14 protein-coding genes are annotated in these 19,071 nt (G+C 62.7%); 3 read left to right on the forward strand and 11 right to left on the reverse strand.

Annotated features, from left to right (window positions below):
- The 9 genes from Q0672_RS12355 to Q0672_RS12395 form a co-directional block, all read right to left on the reverse strand.
- On the reverse strand, positions 1–199 hold a 199-nt coding region (locus Q0672_RS12355; protein ID WP_298622568.1), incomplete at its 3' end, for a DUF4158 domain-containing protein.
- A 6-nt stretch (positions 200–205) separates the two neighbouring features.
- Positions 206–1,489 (reverse strand): site-specific integrase, encoded by a 1,284-nt coding sequence (locus tag Q0672_RS12360; RefSeq protein WP_156862698.1) that lies wholly within the window; start codon positions 1,487–1,489, stop codon positions 206–208.
- Between the two features lie 17 nt (positions 1,490–1,506).
- Positions 1,507–3,732: a S8 family peptidase gene (locus Q0672_RS12365; protein WP_156862699.1), complete on the reverse strand. Its 2,226-nt coding sequence runs from the start codon at positions 3,730–3,732 to the stop codon at positions 1,507–1,509.
- Complete coding sequence (locus tag Q0672_RS12370; RefSeq protein ID WP_156862700.1) at positions 3,733–4,905, reverse strand: ATP-binding protein; 1,173 nt, start codon at positions 4,903–4,905, stop codon at positions 3,733–3,735.
- Positions 4,906–5,330: 425 nt separating this feature from the next.
- Complete coding sequence (locus Q0672_RS12375; RefSeq protein WP_156862701.1) at positions 5,331–6,848, reverse strand: efflux transporter outer membrane subunit; 1,518 nt, start codon at positions 6,846–6,848, stop codon at positions 5,331–5,333.
- A 14-nt stretch (positions 6,849–6,862) separates the two neighbouring features.
- Entirely contained in the window at positions 6,863–7,978 is a 1,116-nt protein-coding gene (locus tag Q0672_RS12380; RefSeq protein ID WP_156862702.1) for an ABC transporter permease, read from the reverse strand.
- Between the two features lie 5 nt (positions 7,979–7,983).
- Positions 7,984–9,096, reverse strand: a complete 1,113-nt coding sequence (locus Q0672_RS12385) for an ABC transporter permease (protein ID WP_298622577.1) — start codon at positions 9,094–9,096, stop codon at positions 7,984–7,986.
- Between the two features lie 14 nt (positions 9,097–9,110).
- Positions 9,111–10,910: an ATP-binding cassette domain-containing protein gene (locus tag Q0672_RS12390; RefSeq protein ID WP_156862704.1), complete on the reverse strand. Its 1,800-nt coding sequence runs from the start codon at positions 10,908–10,910 to the stop codon at positions 9,111–9,113.
- Positions 10,907–11,908, reverse strand: coding sequence for an HlyD family efflux transporter periplasmic adaptor subunit (locus Q0672_RS12395; protein ID WP_156862705.1), 1,002 nt, complete (start codon positions 11,906–11,908; stop codon positions 10,907–10,909). Before Q0672_RS12395 ends, Q0672_RS12390 begins: the two co-directional genes overlap by 4 nt.
- A 115-nt stretch (positions 11,909–12,023) precedes the next feature.
- Between Q0672_RS12395 and Q0672_RS12400 the strand changes: the two genes are divergently transcribed.
- From Q0672_RS12400 to Q0672_RS12410, 3 genes are all read left to right on the forward strand, one after another.
- The gene (locus Q0672_RS12400; protein ID WP_298622580.1) at positions 12,024–12,686 is read left to right on the forward strand and encodes a TetR/AcrR family transcriptional regulator; all 663 of its coding nucleotides are present in this window, start codon (positions 12,024–12,026) and stop codon (positions 12,684–12,686) included.
- Between the two features lie 180 nt (positions 12,687–12,866).
- On the forward strand, positions 12,867–13,943 hold the full coding sequence (locus Q0672_RS12405; RefSeq protein WP_156862707.1) for a DNA-binding protein: 1,077 nt from the start codon (positions 12,867–12,869) through the stop codon (positions 13,941–13,943).
- Positions 13,944–14,036: 93 nt separating this feature from the next.
- Positions 14,037–14,807, forward strand: coding sequence for a UPF0489 family protein (locus tag Q0672_RS12410; protein ID WP_156862708.1), 771 nt, complete (start codon positions 14,037–14,039; stop codon positions 14,805–14,807).
- 78 nt (positions 14,808–14,885) lie between these two features.
- On the opposite strand, the gene Q0672_RS12415 is transcribed toward Q0672_RS12410, so the two are convergent.
- Entirely contained in the window at positions 14,886–16,721 is a 1,836-nt protein-coding gene (locus Q0672_RS12415; RefSeq protein ID WP_298622586.1) for a carbon starvation CstA family protein, read from the reverse strand.
- Positions 16,722–17,074: 353 nt separating this feature from the next.
- Positions 17,075–19,036, reverse strand: a complete 1,962-nt coding sequence (gene parE / locus Q0672_RS12420; protein ID WP_298622588.1) for a DNA topoisomerase IV subunit B — start codon at positions 19,034–19,036, stop codon at positions 17,075–17,077.
- Between the last annotated feature and the right edge of the window lie 35 nt (positions 19,037–19,071).

Below are 19,071 nucleotides of genomic sequence, written 5' to 3' on the forward strand. Positions count from 1 at the left end.
CATCCCTGATGTGGACGAAGTACCCAAGACGCTGAAACAGCTTCAGGTAGATGAATGCTGCCGAGCGGGCAATGGGACGCTTGACGGTTTTGTCAATGAACGCGATTTCATCGGGGGTCAGGGTATAAATCTCGTCGAGATCCTGTGCCGATGGGTCTGCCTTCAGGCGTGGGTACGCGGTCTCGTGAAGTTGGGTCATGCGGGATCAATCCCAATGCCGACCGGTGGCCGGGTCGCGGCAGACCGCCTCCAGAAAACACTCACGGGCATCGGCAACGCGATGGAGTTCATCGAGCAAGGTGTAGAGATGATCGTCCAAAATATCGGTCGAGGGCGTCGGGACGGCAATCTGATATCGACGGCCCTCCTGGTCCAGGGGCTGTGCCTGAAACCGGGAAAGGCTGGTACTCGTCATGTCTCGCAGGGCATTGGCGACGGCACGGCGGCTGCCATTGAAGGCTGACAGATCGAGGGAAACCTCGATCGTGGTGAGTGAGACCTCGGGCAGGCTGGGCAATTGCGGCGTCGAGGCGGACGATGTTTCCGGTAGCGCCCGATCCAGACCTTGCTCGAAACGTGCTTTCTGGTCGGTGCTGACCCCATCCAGATAGCGCATGGCGGCCTTCACGTCGCGCCAGCCCACGTAATTCATCAACTCCCGAAGATCCCAACCACTCATCCCGGCCCACTGGGCAAAACCGCGGCGTAGCGAGTGGCTGCTGAAGGCTTCGGCATCGGTCACGCCCGCCTGGCTCAATAACTTCCGAAGCATGGGAATGATGCTGCTCGGCGTCAGTTCAGCCTCGGACAAATGCCCCCAGCGATCAATCTTGCGGAATAGCGGACCCGCCGTCAGTTTGGATAAAGCCAGCCAGTCTTCGACCGCCTCGACGGGGCACAGCCGGGACAAGGCTGGGCAGGAGAAGCTTCGCCCTTCGAGATCGCGATCCCCCTTGCTGCGCGGCAAGAAACAGGTCAGCCCTTCGCCGGGCTTGATTTCAATGAATTCGATGCGAAGATTGGCCAGTTCGTCGGAGCGAAACCCGCGCCAGAATCCGAGGAGAATCAGGGCGCGATCCCGGGTGTGCCGCAGGGCACTGGCCGAATCTCCCCGGCCGACTGCCGCTGCGGTGGCTGCTACCAGCCAGTCAGTGACGCTGTTCAATAGTTCCAGTTCCAGCGGCTTGGCCCGCTTTTCCCGGGCAGGATGGAGCGTTCGGATACCTTTGAGCAATTGCCGGATCTTCGGGGCCTTGGTCGGATCCGGAAAGCCATGATCCTGGTGCCAGCGCGACAGCGCCGCGAGGCGGTGTTTCAGGGTGTTCAGCGACAGGGATTCGGCGTAGGCGGCCAGGTAACGGGCAATCGAATCGATGGTTGCCGGCAACAAGCCTCCCCACTCAACCTCGAAGTGCTGGATGGCTGACGCATAGCTGCGTCGGGTGTTGGCCCGTTCGGCCGCATCAAGGTAGAGATCGACCTGGCTCATTGCATCCCTGGCTGGATTCAGGTTCGTGCACGCAGCGGCAGCGAGACTTGCGGCTCCAGTGCCTGCAGCACGGCGTGTGCCTTGAGAATGTCTTGGTGCAATTGGGCATGCTTCGGTGCGTGCACCGTGACCACTAGGGCATAGCGAATGGCGGGCGCTCCGGATGATGCGAGGCCACCGGCCTCGCGAGCGTTGTAATGCACGTCGAACACCGGTTCGAGCAGACTGCTGCCGTAGTAACTGTTTTCCGCATGCAGCACAGTCTCCCACTTGCCCAGATCGGTCCGCAGTTCGGCTTCGGTCCGGAACTCGGCCGCTGGGAAAAAGCTGACCGACGACGCATTGACGGCACCTGCCTTGCGCTTGCTGCTGTTGGGACGGAAGGTGATACCGAGACCGGCTTTGGTATAGGCGCCGGCATCCTGCGGATCGACCGGACTGGCATAGCAGAACGTCGCCCGCAAGCGAACCTTGCCTTCCAGTTGGAAAGGCGGCAAAGGAATGGGGGCCCGCAGGAACTTCCCCGGGCGAAGTTCACCCTGGTAAATGATCCGGGCTTCCCCGTCGCCGCAGGTGATCAACTGGTTCAGATCAGCCGGCACCCGGCCCCAGCCGACGTGATGGACATCATGCTCGTCCTTCGTTTCGCAGCCGTGGATCAGCAGCGATTTGATGGTCAGCGGATGAACCGCGTCGCCCAGAATGGCGCGGATGCCGACTGCCGAGCGTAAGGCGAGCGGAGCCGCGAAGCTGGTTCCCAAGGTCGCAGCGAGGTTGGGCCGCGTGCCGGGCGCTGCGACGTGAAAATATTCCTTCGGTGCGCCACCGAAAGCAACGACATCCGGTTTCCGGCGCCCCGGGCTGCGACCGGGGCCGGTGGCACTGTAGCTGGCCCGTTTCCAGTCGTTACCGGTCCGGTCGGTGGCGCCGACGGACAAGGCGTTGACGCTATCAGAAGGTACTTGGATGCGATTGAGGCTGAGTGCGGCATCACGTTCCCCGTTATTGCCCACAGCCACCGTCATCAAGGTTTCCCCATCGCTCAGGATGCTGTCGATGACGGCCGTCCAGGCATGGACATCCTGGTCTTCGATCGGCAGGTCAGGCCCGAGGCTGAGATTGATGAACTGATACTGGCGCGAGAGCAGTACGGTTTCCACATGGCCGAGCGTGCGATACAACTCGTAGGGATCTTCCCCGTCAATTTTTGCGTCCAGGACACGGTGATGATCGACCGGCGCATAGGGGCGCTCCGCCGTTGCTTCGGGCTCAATCGGCCCGAACAGCACCGCCGAGGTGACGCCCAGTCCGTGCTCAGTGAAATCGGGTACGTCGCTGGCCTCCTCGTCGGCCAGAAAATAACGGCGGACATAGCTTTCGAGAACGTGTTTTTCCGGTAGGCCACCATCGAGAATGGCGACCTTGGGCTCGCGGGAGAGCGGTTCTCCACTTGGCAAGGAGAACGACACTGCAAGCGGCATGCTGCGGGTAACCGGACGGGCTGCTCGCAAATGCGGCATCGGCCGGACGACGCGCGTCAGCGTGAACTGGGCGAGGTTTTCCAGGCCGGTCGCATCCCCTTCGACTGCCACGAAGAGCAGCCGACCGGCTTCAAACTCGAACTCGCCATTGACCCTGAAGCCGCAGTCCTTGGCGTAGTCGGCAAATAAGGCGCGAACATCCGAGGCATCGCCCTCGGGTGGCAGATGCAGACCGACCTCGAAAACATGGCCGACATTGGTGCCTTCCAGATGCAGGCGATCCGCTGGGGTCATGGCCGCAAAGGTCTCGATGCGGGCAAATTGCTCGGCAACTGGCATCTGTTCGTTCAGGCTGCGGGCGAAGGCCGGGAAATTACCCATTGCGGCCCGCGTGCCCGACACGAAGAGTTCCGTCGTCTCCATTTCCGGTGGTGCTTTCTTCTGGGTCTGGCGACGCGGCTGAATGCGACGGGTGCGCGATCCAACTGACGAGAGTCCCACCTGATCGAGCAGCAGCTTCGGGAAATACGACTTGGCCAGATAAGCCGGATGCAATACCAGACGAGCCACCGCCAGATCATCGGCACAAGCCTTCGCTGGGAGCTCCTGGAAAATGCGGTTGGCAGTCTCGATCTCCGGCACGATGATGCGCTTGGCCTCGGTGAGCGTATAGGGGTGCGCCTTGTCGCCAACCTTCTTCTTGGGCGCTTCGATCGGATAGGTCAGCAACTCGGCGCGGCCGATCAGGTATCGCGTGGTCATTTACTTGAGCCCTCTGCCTTTACGGGGGGAAGGCCCCGCGTGTTTGCGAATGGTGTCGCGAGCGACGCCCGTCATTTGGCTGATCTGCATATGCGTATGTCGCCCCGCCTTGGCCAGCGCAATCGCGAGGTTGAGGCGTTCTGCCTTGCTCAAGGCTTCCTGACGCTGACCCAGGGCTGATCCGATCAACTGTTCCAGCGGCGCCATCTGTAAGGCATGGCCGCGACGCAAAGCGTTGATGCTGCGCTCCACGTCTGAGAGAGACTGTCCCTGCAACCCAGCAGCCAGGACATCGATCCAGGACGCGAATAAGGTCAGATCGTCGCCGAGGAATCGCTGGATGGCCGTTGCAATCGCCGCAGCATCCGGTGCATCGAACTTGAGGACCAGATCGAAACGTCGCCACAAAGCTGGATCAACCAGTTCCGGGTGGTTGGTGGCAGCCAGCAGCAGGCCGGTATCGGGCCACTGATCGACTTCCTGGAGCATGACGGTAACCAGGCGCTTCAGTTCGCCAATATCCGACTCGTCGCTGCGCCGCTTGGCGATGGCATCGATCTCGTCGAGTAGCAGAACGGCAGCGTGTTGTTTGGCATGATCCAAGGCTGCCCGCAGGTTGTTGCCCGTCTTGCCGAGCAGGCTACTCATAACCGCCGTCAGGTCGAGTACCCACAGAGGTTTGCCTAAAGCGCTGGCAATCCAGCGGGCCGAGAGTGTCTTGCCGACACCGGGAGGGCCTACCAGGATGGCTGAACGGGTCGGGCTAATGCCACGGGCGGCCAACCGCTCACGTTCCTGTCGTTCGCGAATGATGGCACCGATGGCGTCATGAACACTGCCGGGAAGAATCGGTGGAGGCAATCCGACGCGGTCATCGAAGACCCGGATCAGCGCCAAACGGGAATCGCCGTCGACGGGTAGCGGTGCCTCGCCGGCGTCCGTTATCGGTGCGCCACGACGCAGGATGGCGTTACCTGCCGAGCGGGTCTGGGATGCTTTCAGGGACTGATCGAGAAGCGAAGCCAGTTCGGGGCGTTGTTGGCGGTATTTCCGGATGAGCCGCGCCAGCAGCAGACGGGTATCCTCTTGCGCATCTGAGGCGGCAAGGCGGGCTAAATTGGCGAAATCAATTTCAAGATCGTCAATCTCGCCTTTGTTTGTTTTTGTTCCCACAAAATTGCCTTATATGGTGCAGAATTTTATGGCGAATTTTATGGCGAAAATACATATTTGGTCAATAAATTGATTGCTCGCCACATGGTCAAGATTGCGTTGTTAACAACTTTTTCTGCCAGCGTGGCAAGTTGTGCCGTCCGTGTGTGTCAATGCCTGAACACAAGGATCGACGCTCTGCTGGCACCGATCTGGCTGGACCGCGAGGCTCGTAAGTACGTCACGTGCCGATGTGCTGAGCTTGCCGGTGGTCAGCACGTCACCGCGCCGCTCCGACATGCAGTCTTTCGCGCCGACGGTCCGCACCTTGACGCCAGCGCATCCAGCACAGAGCGCCGCGATGGCGAGCAACCACAAGTACCTGACGAGGCGCCCACGCCTGTCGAGCAGGCCCGCGCAGGTCCACGGAGGCCTTTCCAGGTACCTCATTGCGTCGTATCTTCTTCCCGCAATGGCGCATTGCCGATTGCCTTGTTGACGGTCACATAGCGCGTGTTCAAACGACCTTCGCTACTAACCAGATCGCGACGCGCTTGCAGATAGCTGCGCTGCGCGTCGAGCACAGCGGTGAAATCACTGATTCCGCCGTCGTAGCGCGCCTGGGCAAGCCGGTAGGCATCGCCGGCCGCGTCGCTGCGGGCTTTGAGTTCCTGAGCCTGCTGTTGTTCGGCGCGGTAGGCGGACAGCGCATCGTCGATCTCCTGCCAGGCTTTCAGCACGGTTTTCTGGTAATTCACCGCCGCTTCCTGTTGTTGCAGCTCGCGCAATTGCACGGTGGCTGTGCGCCGGCCATGATCGAAGATCGGCAGGTTGAGGCTGGGGCCGATCGACCAGGTGCGACTGCCCCAGTCGGAGAATTCGCCACTTAGGTAGGACTCGAACCCGAATTTGGCACCAAGCCGGATGCTGGGATACAGATTGGCCTTGGCAATGCCGATGTTGGCGGTGGCGCCGTGCAGGTGCGCTTCGGCGGTGCGGATGTCGGGGCGGCGCAGCGCCACTTCCGATGGCAGACCGAGGGCGAGGTCGGGCAGCGCAGTCCTGGCGCCGGCATCGCGTGGCACCAGTTCGGCTTGCAGCGCACCCGGGCGCTCGCCCAGCAGCAGGGCGATCTGGTTGGCGCTGGCGGCTTCCTGTGCCAGCAGCGGCGGCAACTGCGCCTTCAGCGCGGCCAGTTCGGCGCGCTGGCGTTGCAAGTCGGTGTGATCGAGAACGCCGCCCTCGACACGCGCCTGCAACAGCCCGGCGCGCTCTTCCAGCGCGGCGATATCCTCGCGCATCAAGCGAATCTGCCGCTGGGCGGTGCGCAGCTCAAAGTAGTTGCGCGCCACGTCGCTGGCCAGGCTGAGGCGGGCCTGGTCGAGCAGTGCAGCCTGCTGGCCGACATCGGCGTCGGCGGCTTCCACCGAGCGGCGTACGCGGCCCCACAAATCCAGCTCCCACGAAGCGTCGAAACCCGCCTGGTACAGCGTGAACGGCTCGGCCAGCAGCTCGGTGAGGCGGGGGTCGGCCCCCATGATGCCGAGCATGCGCGTGCTGGCACCGCTCTCGCTCTGGCGCTGGCGGGTGGCGCTGCCGCTGGCGTTGACTTCCGGCCCGCGCTGCGCGGCCACCGTGCTGCGCTGCGCGCGTGCCTGGGCGAAGTGCAGCGCGGCCGTCTGCAGGTCCGGGCTGGCAGCGAAAGCACGGCGCTGCAAGGCATTGAGGGTTGCGTCGTCGAAGGCCTGCCACCATATTGCTGGCAATGCCTGGGTAGCTTCGCCCGGGATGCGCAGCGAGGCATCGCCGCTGCGCCAGCTCGTCCAGTCATCCGGTGCTGCGGGCGTGGGCCTGACGAAATCCGGCCCGACGGCACAACCGGTCAAGGCCAGGGCCAGGGCGAGTGCGGAGGCCGCCAAGCCGAAGTGCCGTGGTTGAAGAGGGGAGTGTTGGAGGTCAAACATGCGGATACCTACGATCAGGAAAGCCGGTTGCGGAACAGCCAGGCCGCCAGCGGCAGCGTGGTGGCGGCCAGCACCAGCAGGGGGATGAATTGGCGCCAGATATCGATGAGGCCTGCGCCTTCGAGATAGACGCGGCGCACGATGTCCATGCCGAAGCGCAGCGGATTGGCGTAGGTGGCAAGCTGCAGCACCTCAGGCATGTTGCGCACCGGCGTGAACAGGCCGGAGAGCAGCATCAGCGGCATGATCAGCAGGAAGGTGTAGAGCATCGCCTGTTGCATGGTCAGCGACAGGGCGGATATCGACAGGCCCACGCCAACGGACGCGACGGTGAAGACGATCAGCCCGAAGTAGAGCAGCCCCACCGAGCCCTGCATCGGGATCTCGAACCAGAAACGGATGATCAGGAAGATGATGGTGGACTGCAGCAGTCCGATCAGGATGGAAGGCAGCGCCTTGCCGATCAGGATCTGCATCGGGGTGAGCGGCGTCACCAGCAACTGGTCGAAGGTGCCTTGCTCGCGTTCGCGCGCCACCGACAGCGCCGCCAGCAGCAGGGTCTGCAACATGCTCAGCGCGGCAATCAGTCCAGGCATCATGTTCCAGCGTGACTCCAGGTTGGGGTTGAACCAGGCGCGCCGTTCCACGCGAATGCCTGGGGCACCGGTGCCCAGCGAGGCATTGTAGGCGGCCACGATGGCGCCGACGTGGCTGGCGGCCGAACCCGCCGTCGAGGAGTTGCGCCCGTCCAGAATGAGCTGCAGGGGCGCGGGCTGGCCAGAACCCAGCCGTGCCGCGAAGTCCGGCGGAATACTGAGCACCAGCAAGGCCTTTTCTGCATCGACCATCTCGGCGATCTGCCGCGGCGAGGTGAGCGTGGCGGCGCGCACGAACACGCCGGTGCCATCGATCCGCGCCAGCAGCTCGGTCGACGCCGCACTGCGGCTTTGATCCAGCACGGCATAAGGCACGTGCGTGAGGTCGTAAGTGGCGCCATAGCCATATAGCAGGGCTTGCAGGAAGGCCGGGGCAATCAGCAGCGCACGGCTGGCCGGCTCCTTGATGAGTGCAAGGAGCTCTTTGCGCACCAAGGCGATGATCTGGGTGAATGTGACAATGAAGGAAGCCATGGCTGTCAGTCCAGTGACTTGCGCAGCGTGCGCTGTGTGGCGAACACCAGCACCACGGCGTAGAGGGAAAGGATGGCGACGCTGCGCAGGATGGTCGGCCCATGGTCGCCCGCCAGGAACAGCGTCTTGATCAGGCCCATGAAATGCGTGGCGGGCAGTAGTTGCGCTACGACCTGGATGACCAGCGGGACGTTGCGCAGGTCGAACACGAAGCCGGAGAGCATCATGGCCGGCATGAAGCTGACCAGCATGGCCAGCTGGCTGGCCTCGAACTGGTTGCGCGTCTTGCCGGAAATGAACAGCCCCAGCAGCAGCGAGACGAGCAGGTAAAGCATCGAGGCCAGGCACAGGATGGGCAGGGAGCCGCGCAGTGGCACCTCGAACAGGAAGCGCGCCGCCAGCAGGCACAGCACCAGGTCGATGGCACCGACCACCAGGTACGGCGCCAGCTTGGCGAAGATGAGTTCCAGCGGCCGCACGGGTGTGACGAACAGCGACTCCAGCGTGCCGCGCTCCCATTCGCGCGCGATCAGCAGCGACGTGAGGAAGGCGCCGATCAGCGTTAGCACCAGAACGATCAGTCCGGGCACCAGATACCAGCTGCTGTTGCCGGTTTCGTTGAACCACATGCGCTGCACCACCTCCACGCGCCCCAGCGCGGGTGGCTTGTTACCAGCACGGTCAACCTGCTTTTGCGCCCAAGTAGCGATGGCGCTGTTGACGTAGCCCTCCACGGTCTGCGCGGTGGTCGAGTTGACGCCGTTGAGCACCAGCTGGATGCGGGCATCGCCTGCTGCGAGCCGGCGCGAGAAGTCCTGCGGCACGCGCACGATGGCGTCCACCTCGCCTGCGCGCAGCAAGCGCTCGGCTTCGGTCATGTGTGTGACCCACACCGGTGAGAGGTAGATCGTTCCCTGGAAACCCGCGACCGCCGCGCGCGCATCGGGCGCGCTGTCTTCCAGCACCACCGCGACCGGCGCGTTCTTCACATCGAAAGACAGGCCGTAGCCGAACAGCAGAATCAGCGCAATCGGCAGCAGCAGTCCCACCGCCAGGTTGCTCTTGTCGCGCAGCATCTGGCGCACTTCCTTGCGCAGCAGGGCGATGAAACGCCGCATGAACTCCGGATGCCTCATGCGCGGCCTCCCGGGTTCCTGTCCCGGCCGTCGGCGCGACCCTGCTCGACGATGGAAATGAAGGCGCTGTTCATGTCGGTGCCGCCGTCACCGCCTGCCTGCTCGCGCACCGCCTGCGGCGTGCCAAGCGCCAGCACCTTGCCGGCATCCTGGATGGCGATGCGGTCGCAATACTCGGCCTCTTCCATGAAGTGCGTGGTGACGATGACCGTCACCCCCGCCTGGGCGAGCGCGGTGATGGTGCGCCAGAAGGCGCGCCGCGCCAGCGGGTCGATGCCGCTGGTGGGCTCATCGAGGAACAGGATGTCTGGCTCGTGCAGCAGGCCGGTGGCCATGGCCAGGCGCTGCTTGTAGCCACCTGGCAGCAGGCCGCTGATGGCGGTGGGCTCCAGGCCGAACTGGGCGAGCGTGGCCGCCACTCGCGTGCGCAGCGCCTGGCCGCGCAGCCCATAGGCACCGCCGAAAAATTCCAGGTTCTCGCGCACCGTCAGGTTGCCGTAGAGCGCGAACTTTTGCGACACGTAGCCGATGCGCGCCCGTGCCTGGGCGCGCGCCGTGCGCAGATTCATGCCGGCCACTTCCAAATGCCCGCTGCTGGCCGGCAGCAGACCGCAGAGCATGCGGAAGGTGGTTGTCTTGCCTGCTCCGTTGGGACCGAGCAGACCGAAGATCTCGCCCCGCGCCACATCGAAGGAGGTGCTGGCGACAGCGGTGAAGTCGCCAAACGTGCGTACCAGATCGCGCACCACGATCACCGGCCCGTTCCCATTGCCATTCGAGGACATCTGCGGGGACGACGTGGGCGCTCCGGGAGACGATGCCGATACCCGGGTCGTCGACTCCGCGCCCTCGGCATGTTGCTGGCGCAGCATCATCATGAAAGCGTCTTCGAGTTCTTCCGGGCGCGGCTGGTAGTCGATGTCGCCGAGCAGTCCGTCCAGCACGTGGGTTTCCACCTTGGGCTGGCGGATGAACCACACCGCGCCGCCTTTGGGCACCGCATCGACGATCAATCGATCGGCGTCGATCAATCGTGCCTGCAGGTCGCGGGCGGGCATACCGGACGGTGGCGTGGCCACATAGGTCACCCCTCGGGCGCGTTCGCGCAGCGCGCCCGGAGCACCTTCGGCGAGCAGCAGGCCTTTGTGCATCACGAACACCTGGGTGCAGCGCTCGGCCTCGTCCATGTAGGCGGTGCTGACGATCACGCTCAGCCTTTCGTCATCGACCAGCTGCTGCACGATCTGCCACAGATCGCGGCGCGACAGCGGATCGACGCCCACGCTGGGCTCGTCCAGCAGCAGCAAGTCCGGCGAGCGCACCAGCGTGCAGGCCAGACCCAGCTTCTGCTTCATGCCGCCCGAGAGCTTGCCGGCCGGACGTGCGGTAAAGCGCGCCATGTCGGTCATTTCCAGCATGCGCGCGAAGCGCTCGCGGCGCACTGCCTGCGGCACGCCGTGCAGATCGGCGTAGAGGTCCAGATTTTCCTGCACGCTCAGGTCTTCGTACAGGCCGAAGCGCTGCGGCATGTAGCTGATGCGGTCCTGCACCGTTTGCGGGTCGTGGGCGACGTCGATGCCCAGCACGCGCAATGTCCCCGCATCGGGCTTGAGCAGTCCGGCCATCATGCGCATCAAGGTGGTCTTGCCGGCACCGTCCGGGCCGACCAGGGCCGTCAACTCACCCGCCCGCACCGTCAGCGACAAGCCGCCCACCGCATGCAAGGGACCGCCGCCCGGCGCCTCGAAGGTCTTGCGCAGCCCATCGGCGACGACCGTCGCGCCGCCATCGCTCATTGCGCGGTGCCCGCTGTCAGGTGGACGGTGGCCGGCTGCCCCAGGCGCAGCACATCCTGCGGGTCATCGACCAGTACGCGCAGCTCGTAGAGAAGGCTGGTGCGCAACGCTTCAGTCTGTACCGACTTGGGCGTGAACTCGGCCACCGAGGAGATGTAGCCGATCTTGCCCGCGATGGACTGGCCGGGGGAGCCATCCGTGGTCACACGTGCCGGCATACCGGGTTTGACCCGACCCAGGTCAGGCTCGCCCACATAGACACGCACCCACTTGGGCTGGGTCAGCGCCAGGGCCAGCACAGGTTTCTGCGGTGTCGCCATGTCGCCGGGTTCGAGCAGGCGCGAACGCACCACGGCGTCTGCCGGCGCCTTGAGTTGGCCTTGAGCGATCTGGTGCTGCAGCAAGGCCAGTTGCGCCTGCGCCGCCTTGAGCTGCGCCTCGGCGCCGGCCACGTCCTCTGCGCGCGGTCCCAGTTCTGTCAGACGCAAGGCTTCTTGTTGATCCGTCAGCTTGGCCTGGACAACCTGCAGATGGCTTTTGGCGCGGTCCAGATCTTGCGCACTGACACCACGCCCCTGCGTGTTGGCGGCGATGCCTTGCAAACGTTGCAGATCCTGCTCGGCCTGTGCGGCATCGACCTGGGCTGCAGTCACACGGCTCCTGGCCTGGGCGATTTCCTGCGGCCGTGCACCATTGCGCAAACGTTGCAGGGTTTGCTGCTGAACACCAATCTGCGCTTGTGCCTGTTCGGCCTGCAAGGCCAGGGTGCGGGTATCCAGCACTCCCAGCACGACTCCTGCGTTCACGCGATCGCCTTCCTCGACGCGCAATTCAGCCACACGGCCACTGCCATCGAAGGCCAACGCAATCTGGCGGATGTCCACGTTGCCGTGCAGCACCAGCGCATCGTCGTGGCCCTGGTTTCGCTGGTGCATCCACGCCCAAGCACCCAAGGCCAACACAACCAGGAGAACAAGGGCAATGAGCGGTTTTTTCATGATGAATATCCAGAAAGGGACATGAGGGGAGGATGTATTGCGCACCAGATATTAAATTGATTTTAAAGTTAATCTATTCGACAATGCAAGCCTTATCTACTTTGGAAAACAAGGGATGATCAAACCCGCACGCGGACTTCGTTCGGATGGCGAAGCCACAAAAACACGAATACTGGAGGCTGCAGGTGAGCTGTTCGCCGAAACGGGCTACGCCGAAACGTCCAACAAGGACATCGCCGCCCGGGCGCAGGTGGATCTGGCTTCCATCAACTATCACTTCGGCAACCACAGCGGCCTGTACCAGGCCGTATTGGCAGCGGCCCATGGCCAGCTGCTGGGCATGGCCGACCTGCAGCAACTGGTTGGTAGCGAATCGCCACCAGAATCGAAATTGCGTGTGCTGATAGAGCAACTGGTCGCGCAGGCCATGCAAGAACCTCAAGCCTGGCAGCTGCGTGTCCTTGCCAGGGAGGTGTTGGCGCCAAGTTCACATCTGCAGGTGCTGTTCCAGGATGAAGCGCTGCCCAAGATGTTGCTCGTCAAACGACTACTCAGCGAGATTACCGGAATACCTGCAGAAGATCCGGCCGTGACCCGTTGCCTGATGAACGTGATTACCCCCTGCCTGATGCTGCTGGTCGGCGGGCGCACCTTCCCGGGGCCTTTGAAAGAGGTTTTTCAGATGCCTCCCCAGATGGTTGCCGACCACCTGTTCCACTTCGCCATGGGCGGGCTGGGTGCGATAGCCCGGGAGTACGCTGAACGGGCAAGAGCCTGAGGCAATCTTCAGTTATCTACGATTCGTACTGCTCCAAGGACAAAATTTCAAAAAATCAGCCATCACACTAAATAATCAACCATTATCACGTCTTAGATTTCGTATATTTAAAACATTGCGTTGCGTAATCATAGTATGTAATATCATATTACGTAATACGGTACGAAATTCGAGGATGCCATGGCCAGAGCCGGAATTTACAAATCAGAAGTCGTCAGAGCGCGTAACAATCTGTTGGCAATGGGGCGCTACCCATCAATCGATGCCATCCGAGGCGAACTAGGCAATACCGGCTCGAAAGGCACGATCCACCGCTACTTGAAGGAAATCGAGGAAGAGGAAGGCGGGAGTACCGGCGCTCAGGTTGCCGTCAGCGAAGCCATCCAGGATCTGGCTGGCAGACTCGCTGAGCGCCTGCATGAAGAAGCTGATCAGCGCTTGGCGGCTCTGACCGACAAGCACAAGGCAGAAATTGCAGCGCTGAACGACAGCATCACCGCATTACGTAACGAAGCGGAATCCTTCCGCAGTCAGTCTGAGCGTCAGGCCGTGGAATTGGCGGCAGAGAGAGCGGCGCATACCGAAACCCTGTCCACGCTTCAGGAAGAGAGAATCGTTCGGGCGCAAATGTCTCAGCGTATCCTGGATATGGAGGGGTTGCTGGCTAAGGAAGATGCGCACCGCGTATCGCTGGAAGAGAAGCACCGGCACGCCAGAGAGGCGCTGGAGCATTTCCGCACTGCGGCGAAGGAGCAACGGGAGCAAGATCAGCGTCAGTTCGAGCAGCAGATTCAGTTTTTGCAGGGCGAATTGCGGGCAGTCAAGGAAACAGTGAACGCGAAACAACAGGAACTCATCCGTAGCCACGAGGACAATGCCCGCTTGTCCAGCGAACAGGGCCATCTTCGTGCCGAATTGCACCGACTTGAAACCGAGATTCGGCCGCTACGTACAGCCCGAGAGCAATTGGCTGTTTCCGAGTTGAAGAATCAACAGTTAGAAGAGCGCCAGGCACAGGCTGCAACGCGAGTTGAAGAATTGCTCATCGAGGCCCAGGGCTATGCTCAAAAGCTTGAGGAGTCCACCCATGCCGGCGTTCGCCTAGAGGCTGAATTGACCGCAGCGAAAGCCGTGTTAGCGAGCCACGAACAGATCCTGCAAAAGCTCACCGTCAGTCAATCAGCGGCGCCGAAAGTAAGCGGTAAACCTAAGGGGGGCACCAAGAAGCAGGAGTCACTCTTTGACTCGGGCAAATAAATCTGGATTGTCAGTTCAGCGGTGGAATTTTTGAACCGGCCAAGTACCATTCTCAGCAACGAATACGACAGATCGAAAAACGGAGACAACTACATGGAGTCCAGTGAGTATATTCGACCACCGGGAACTTACTACGACATCATGGCCCATCCGGTCGACAGGAAACAGGCGATCGAGGTGGCAATCGTTCAGGATCATCGCTTCGCTTTCTTTTATTGGCTCAAGTGGCGTAACAAGCAGCACAATCGTCCCAATCCGCCAACCCTGATCTCCCTGGACTGGCATCAGGATCTCGCGCAACCTTGCGACCTCGAATGCGAATGGCTCGGTGCGCTTGATACGGCCGACTACAAGGCTGTCAGTTACTTTTGCTGGGACAGGCTACATGTCCTAAACGATGGACATATCCTGGCTGCCGCCTATCTCAACCTGATTGGCGATATCCACGTGGTACAGAAGCAGCGTGACGAATGCCCGGAGGATTTCGTTGATATCGAAGGGCGAAAGCACGTAGTTCGCTGTTATGAATCGGTGGAGCAACTGACCGAGGCAGTCTCAGGGCAGGAATACGATTCGGTTATCCTCGATATCGATCTCGATTACTTCACTGAAAGCCCGGACCCATGCGGGGGAGGCGACAAGCTTAAACTGGTCGAGCAAGCCGAGATCCAAGCCTGCCTGGATCAAAAAGGATTGCTCATGTCTTGGGTTTTGCCACGAATGGCAGGAATGACCATCGCGACTGAACCAGAGTTCTGTGGCGGGATAATGAATTCGAACTACTTGTTCAATGTCGTGTGCGGCACGTTGTTTGATCCGCCGCTGTTGAGTCACAAGGCTGGTTGGCGCCATCAATCGAAATAGCTGCCGCTGATTTTCCTGCGCTAAATCTGGCGGTTAGCTGTGGTTTTCGAGGATTTCACATGAATCCCGGCCGACCCTCTACTTGTGGGCGTTGGCCAGGAAACCGATCTTCGGGTTGTCGTGGAAGACCTTCTGCCAGCCGGCGGTGAGGGTGCAGATCAGCAGCCACACGGTGGGCGCGGCGGTGACCCACGCATAGCGCTGGCGCTTCATCTTGAACAGCACCACGGTGGCGAGGGTGAGCGCCACGCCGGCAAGCATCTGGTTGGCGATGCCGAACAGCGGCCACAGGGTGTTGATGCCGCCCAGCGGGTCGACCACGCCTTGATACAGGAAGTAGCCCCACGCAGCCACACACAGGGCGGTGGCGACGAGGCTGGCGAAGATCGAATCCATCTTGCGCATGGACGGCACGAAGGTGCCCATCAGATCCTGCAGCATGAAGCGCCCGGCGCGGGTGCCGGCATCCACGGCGGTGAGGATGAACAGCGCCTCGAAGAGGATCGCGAAGTGATACCAGAATGCCATCATCGCCTTGCCGCCGAGGGCGTTGGAGAGGATGTGGGCCATGCCGACGGCCAGCGTCGGGGCGCCACCGGCGCGGGAGATGATGGTCTTCTCGCCCACGTCCTGGGCGGTCTGGAGGAGCATCTCGGGCGTCACCACGAAGCCCCACTGGTTGATGACCTGGGCGGCGCTCTCGGCGGTCTTGCCGATCACGGCGGCTGGGCTGTTCATCGCGAAGTACACGCCCGGCTCGATGACCGAGGCGGCCACCAACGCCATGATCGCCACGAAGGACTCCATGAGCATTCCGCCGTAGCCGATGAAGCGGGCGTTCTTCTCGTTATCCAGCAACTTGGGGGTGGTGCCGGAGGAGATCAGCGCATGGAAGCCCGACACCGCGCCACAGGCGATGGTGATGAACAGGAAGGGGAACAGGCTGCCCGACCACACCGGACCGGTGCCGTCGATGAACTTGGTGAGGGCCGGCATCTGCAGGTTGGGAGCCACGACGGCGATGCCGATGGCGAGGCCGACGATGGTGCCGATCTTCAGGAAGGTGGACAGGTAATCCCGCGGCGCCAGCAGCAGCCACACCGGCAGCACCGAGGCGACGAAGCCGTAGCCGATCAGGAGCCAGGTTAGCTGCTTGCCATCAAACGTGAACAGCGGGCCCCAGGTGGGGCTGGCGGCGATGTCGCCGCCGTAGATGATCGAGGCCATCAGCAGCACGAAGCCGATGATCGACATCTCGCCGATGCGGCCCGGGCGGATGTAGCGGCTATACACGCCCATGAGCAGCGCGATGGGGATGGTGGCGGCCACGGTGAACATGCCCCACGGGGATTCGGCCAGGGCCTTCACGACGATCAGCGCCAGCACCGCGAGGATGATGACCATGATCATGAAGGTGCCGAACAGGGCGATCACGCCGGGCACGGCGCCGAGCTCGGATTTGACCAGATCGCCCAAAGAGCGGCCGTCGCGGCGGGTGGAGATGAACAGGATCATGAAATCCTGTACCGCGCCGGCAAACACCACGCCGGCGAGGATCCACAGCATGCCCGGCAGGTAACCCATCTGGGCGGCGAGCACCGGGCCCACCAGCGGGCCGGCGCCGGCGATGGCGGCAAAGTGGTGGCCGAACAGCACGTACTTGTTGGTCGGCACGTAGTCCAACCCGTCGTTGTGACGCAGGGCGGGGGTCATGCGCTTGGGGTCGAGCTCCATCACCTTCTCGGCGATGAACAGGCTGTAGTAGCGGTAGGCGATGAGATAGCTGCATACAGCGGCGATGACCAGCCACAGGGCGTTGATGGTCTCTCCGCGGTTGAGCGCGACGATGGCGGTGGCAGTGGCGCCCAGCAAGGCGACAGCACCCCAGCCCAGGTGACGCTGGATGGCGTTCATGGCTTTCCTCTTTTCTTGTTGGCAAGGGCGGGCGGGCCCGGCCGACGAGAAAGATGAAGCAACAGTTCGGGGCGACGCTGCGCGGGGAGCTGCAACTGGATCTCACACGGGGTCGGGACACAACCCGCTGCAGGCTTGAATCCGCGGCCCGACCGCAAACTCAACCTGGGCGGATTCTTCCATACGCATCCGTATGGTCAATCAGGGTTTTACACATCAATGGGGTGAGGTTGACCGAGATCAGACGATCGGGAATCACGCCGACTTCGCCCGGACGCAGGTCGCCGCCAACCTGTCGCAGACGAAAAAACGGCCGGGAGATCCCGGCCGTGTGGATGCGAGTAGGGGACGGATCACACGTCGGCTTCGACCGAGTCGCCTTTCTCTTCCATCCAGGCCCGGCGGCCGGAGGCTTCGCCCTTGCCCATCAGCAGGGTGAACATGCGCTGGGTCTCCTCGAAGGCGCCACCGCGCACATGCACCGGCAGCACCCGGCGGGTGGCCGGGTCCATGGTGGTCTCGCGGAGCTGTTCGGGGTTCATCTCGCCGAGGCCCTTGAATCGGCCCACCTCGATCTGATCCGGCTTGACGCCCTCGTGGCCAAGGCGATCGCGCAGGGACGCCAACTCCTGGTCGTCCAGGGCGTAGAGGCGGCGCGGCGGACGCTTCTTGCCGGAGGCGGGCACGTCGAGGCGATACAGCGGCGGCTGTGCCACGTAGATGTGGCCGCGCTCGATGAGCTTGGGGAAGTGGCGGAAGAACAGGGTGAGCAGCAGGGTCTGGATGTGGGAGCCGTCCACGTCGGCATCCGACATGATGATGACCTTGCCGTAGCGCAGCTCGGAGAGATCCGGCTCGGAATCCTGGGTGTGGGCATCGACGCCCAGGGCCACCGCGATGTCGTGGATTTCGGCGTTGGCGAAGAGCCGCTCGCGATCCACCTCCCAGGCGTTCTGGACCTTGCCGCGTAGCGGGAGGATGGCCTGGGTATCCTTGTCGCGGGCCATCTTGGCGCTGCCGCCGGCCGAATCACCCTCGACGAGGAAGAGCTCATTGCGCTCGATGTCCTCGGATTCGCAATCCGACAGCTTGCCGGGCAGCACGGCCACGCCGGACGACTTGCGCTTTTCCACCTTCTGCGCGGCGCGGGCGCGGGCCTGGGCGGCCTTGATGGCTAGCTCGGCGAGCTTCTTGCCGTAATCGACGTGCTCGTTGAGCCACAGCTCGAAGGGGTCGCGCACCATGCGCGATACCAGCTGCACAGCGTCGCGGCTGTTGAGGCGCTCCTTGGTCTGGCCCTGGAAGCTCGGGTCGAGCACCCGCGCCGAGAGCAGGAAGGAGGCGCGGCCGAAGGCGTCGTCGGCGGTGAGCTTGACGCCCTTGGGCAAGAGCGCGTGGTGGTCGATGAAGTTCTTGATGGCGGTGAAGATGCCGTCGCGCAGGCCGGCCTCGTGGGTGCCGCCGGCCGGGGTGGGGATGAGGTTCACGTAGGATTCGCGCACCGGGGCGCCTTCCAGCGTCCATGCCACGGCCCACGAGGCGCCTTCGCCGGCGGCGAAAGTCTCGTCGCCCTTGGGCGCAAACTTTTCGCCGGAGAACAGCGGGATCAGCGGCTCGTCGGTGAGTGCTTCGCCCAGGTAGCCGCGCATGCCTTCCTCGAACAGCCAGGTGCGGGTGTCGCCGCCTTCGATGGCGAGGCTCACTTCAAGGCCCGGCATCAGCACGGCCTTGGAGCGCAGCAGGCGCTCGAGTTCGGCGCGGGGCAGGTCGGGGGCGTCGAAGTACTTGGCGTCGGGCCAGGCGCGCACGGTGGTGCCGCTCTGCTTCTTGGGCGCATCGCCCAGGCGGGCGAGGGGCTCGATCACATCGCCGCCCGAGAACACCAGCCGGTGCCGGCCGCCGTCTCGTACCACTTCCACCTCAAGCCGGTGGGAGAGGGCATTGGTGACGGACACACCCACGCCATGCAGGCCGCCCGAGAAACGGTAGGCCGAGTCGTCGTCGGTCTTGTTGAACTTGCCACCAGCGTGGAGGCGAGTGAACACCACCTCGACCGTCGACACGCCCTCGACCGGGTGGATCTCCACCGGAATGCCGCGGCCGTCGTCGGAAACGCTCACCGAGCCGTCGAGATGCAGGGTCACGCCGATCTTGCGGCAGAAGCCCGCCATCGCCTCGTCGGCGGCGTTGTCGATGACTTCCTGGATCACGTGCAGCGGGTTCTCGGTACGGGTGTACATCCCCGGCCGCTGCTTGACGGGTTCGAGGCCCTTGAGAACGGTGATCGATTCGGCGGTGTAGGTTTTCTGGGTCATGCTTGAGGCGTGAATCCGGTGGGGTTTTCGAAGCG

This window comes from uncultured Zoogloea sp., from assembly GCF_937894855.1.
Taxonomy (GTDB): Bacteria; Pseudomonadota; Gammaproteobacteria; order Burkholderiales; family Rhodocyclaceae; genus Zoogloea; species Zoogloea oryzae.

Coding starts and splice junctions, on each gene's coding strand:
- Q0672_RS12400 (WP_298622580.1), top strand. CDS start 12,024: ATGATCAAACCCGCACGCGGACTTCGTTCGGATGGCGAAGCCACAAAA.
- Q0672_RS12410 (WP_156862708.1), top strand. CDS start 14,037: ATGGAGTCCAGTGAGTATATTCGACCACCGGGAACTTACTACGACATC.
- Q0672_RS12380 (WP_156862702.1), bottom strand. CDS start 7,978: ATGGCTTCCTTCATTGTCACATTCACCCAGATCATCGCCTTGGTGCGC.
- Q0672_RS12405 (WP_156862707.1), top strand. CDS start 12,867: ATGGCCAGAGCCGGAATTTACAAATCAGAAGTCGTCAGAGCGCGTAAC.
- Q0672_RS12390 (WP_156862704.1), bottom strand. CDS start 10,910: ATGAGCGATGGCGGCGCGACGGTCGTCGCCGATGGGCTGCGCAAGACC.
- Q0672_RS12360 (WP_156862698.1), bottom strand. CDS start 1,489: ATGAGCCAGGTCGATCTCTACCTTGATGCGGCCGAACGGGCCAACACC.
- Q0672_RS12395 (WP_156862705.1), bottom strand. CDS start 11,908: ATGAAAAAACCGCTCATTGCCCTTGTTCTCCTGGTTGTGTTGGCCTTG.
- Q0672_RS12375 (WP_156862701.1), bottom strand. CDS start 6,848: ATGTTTGACCTCCAACACTCCCCTCTTCAACCACGGCACTTCGGCTTG.
- Q0672_RS12385 (WP_298622577.1), bottom strand. CDS start 9,096: ATGCGGCGTTTCATCGCCCTGCTGCGCAAGGAAGTGCGCCAGATGCTG.
- parE (WP_298622588.1), bottom strand. CDS start 19,036: ATGACCCAGAAAACCTACACCGCCGAATCGATCACCGTTCTCAAGGGC.
- Q0672_RS12365 (WP_156862699.1), bottom strand. CDS start 3,732: ATGACCACGCGATACCTGATCGGCCGCGCCGAGTTGCTGACCTATCCG.
- Q0672_RS12415 (WP_298622586.1), bottom strand. CDS start 16,721: ATGAACGCCATCCAGCGTCACCTGGGCTGGGGTGCTGTCGCCTTGCTG.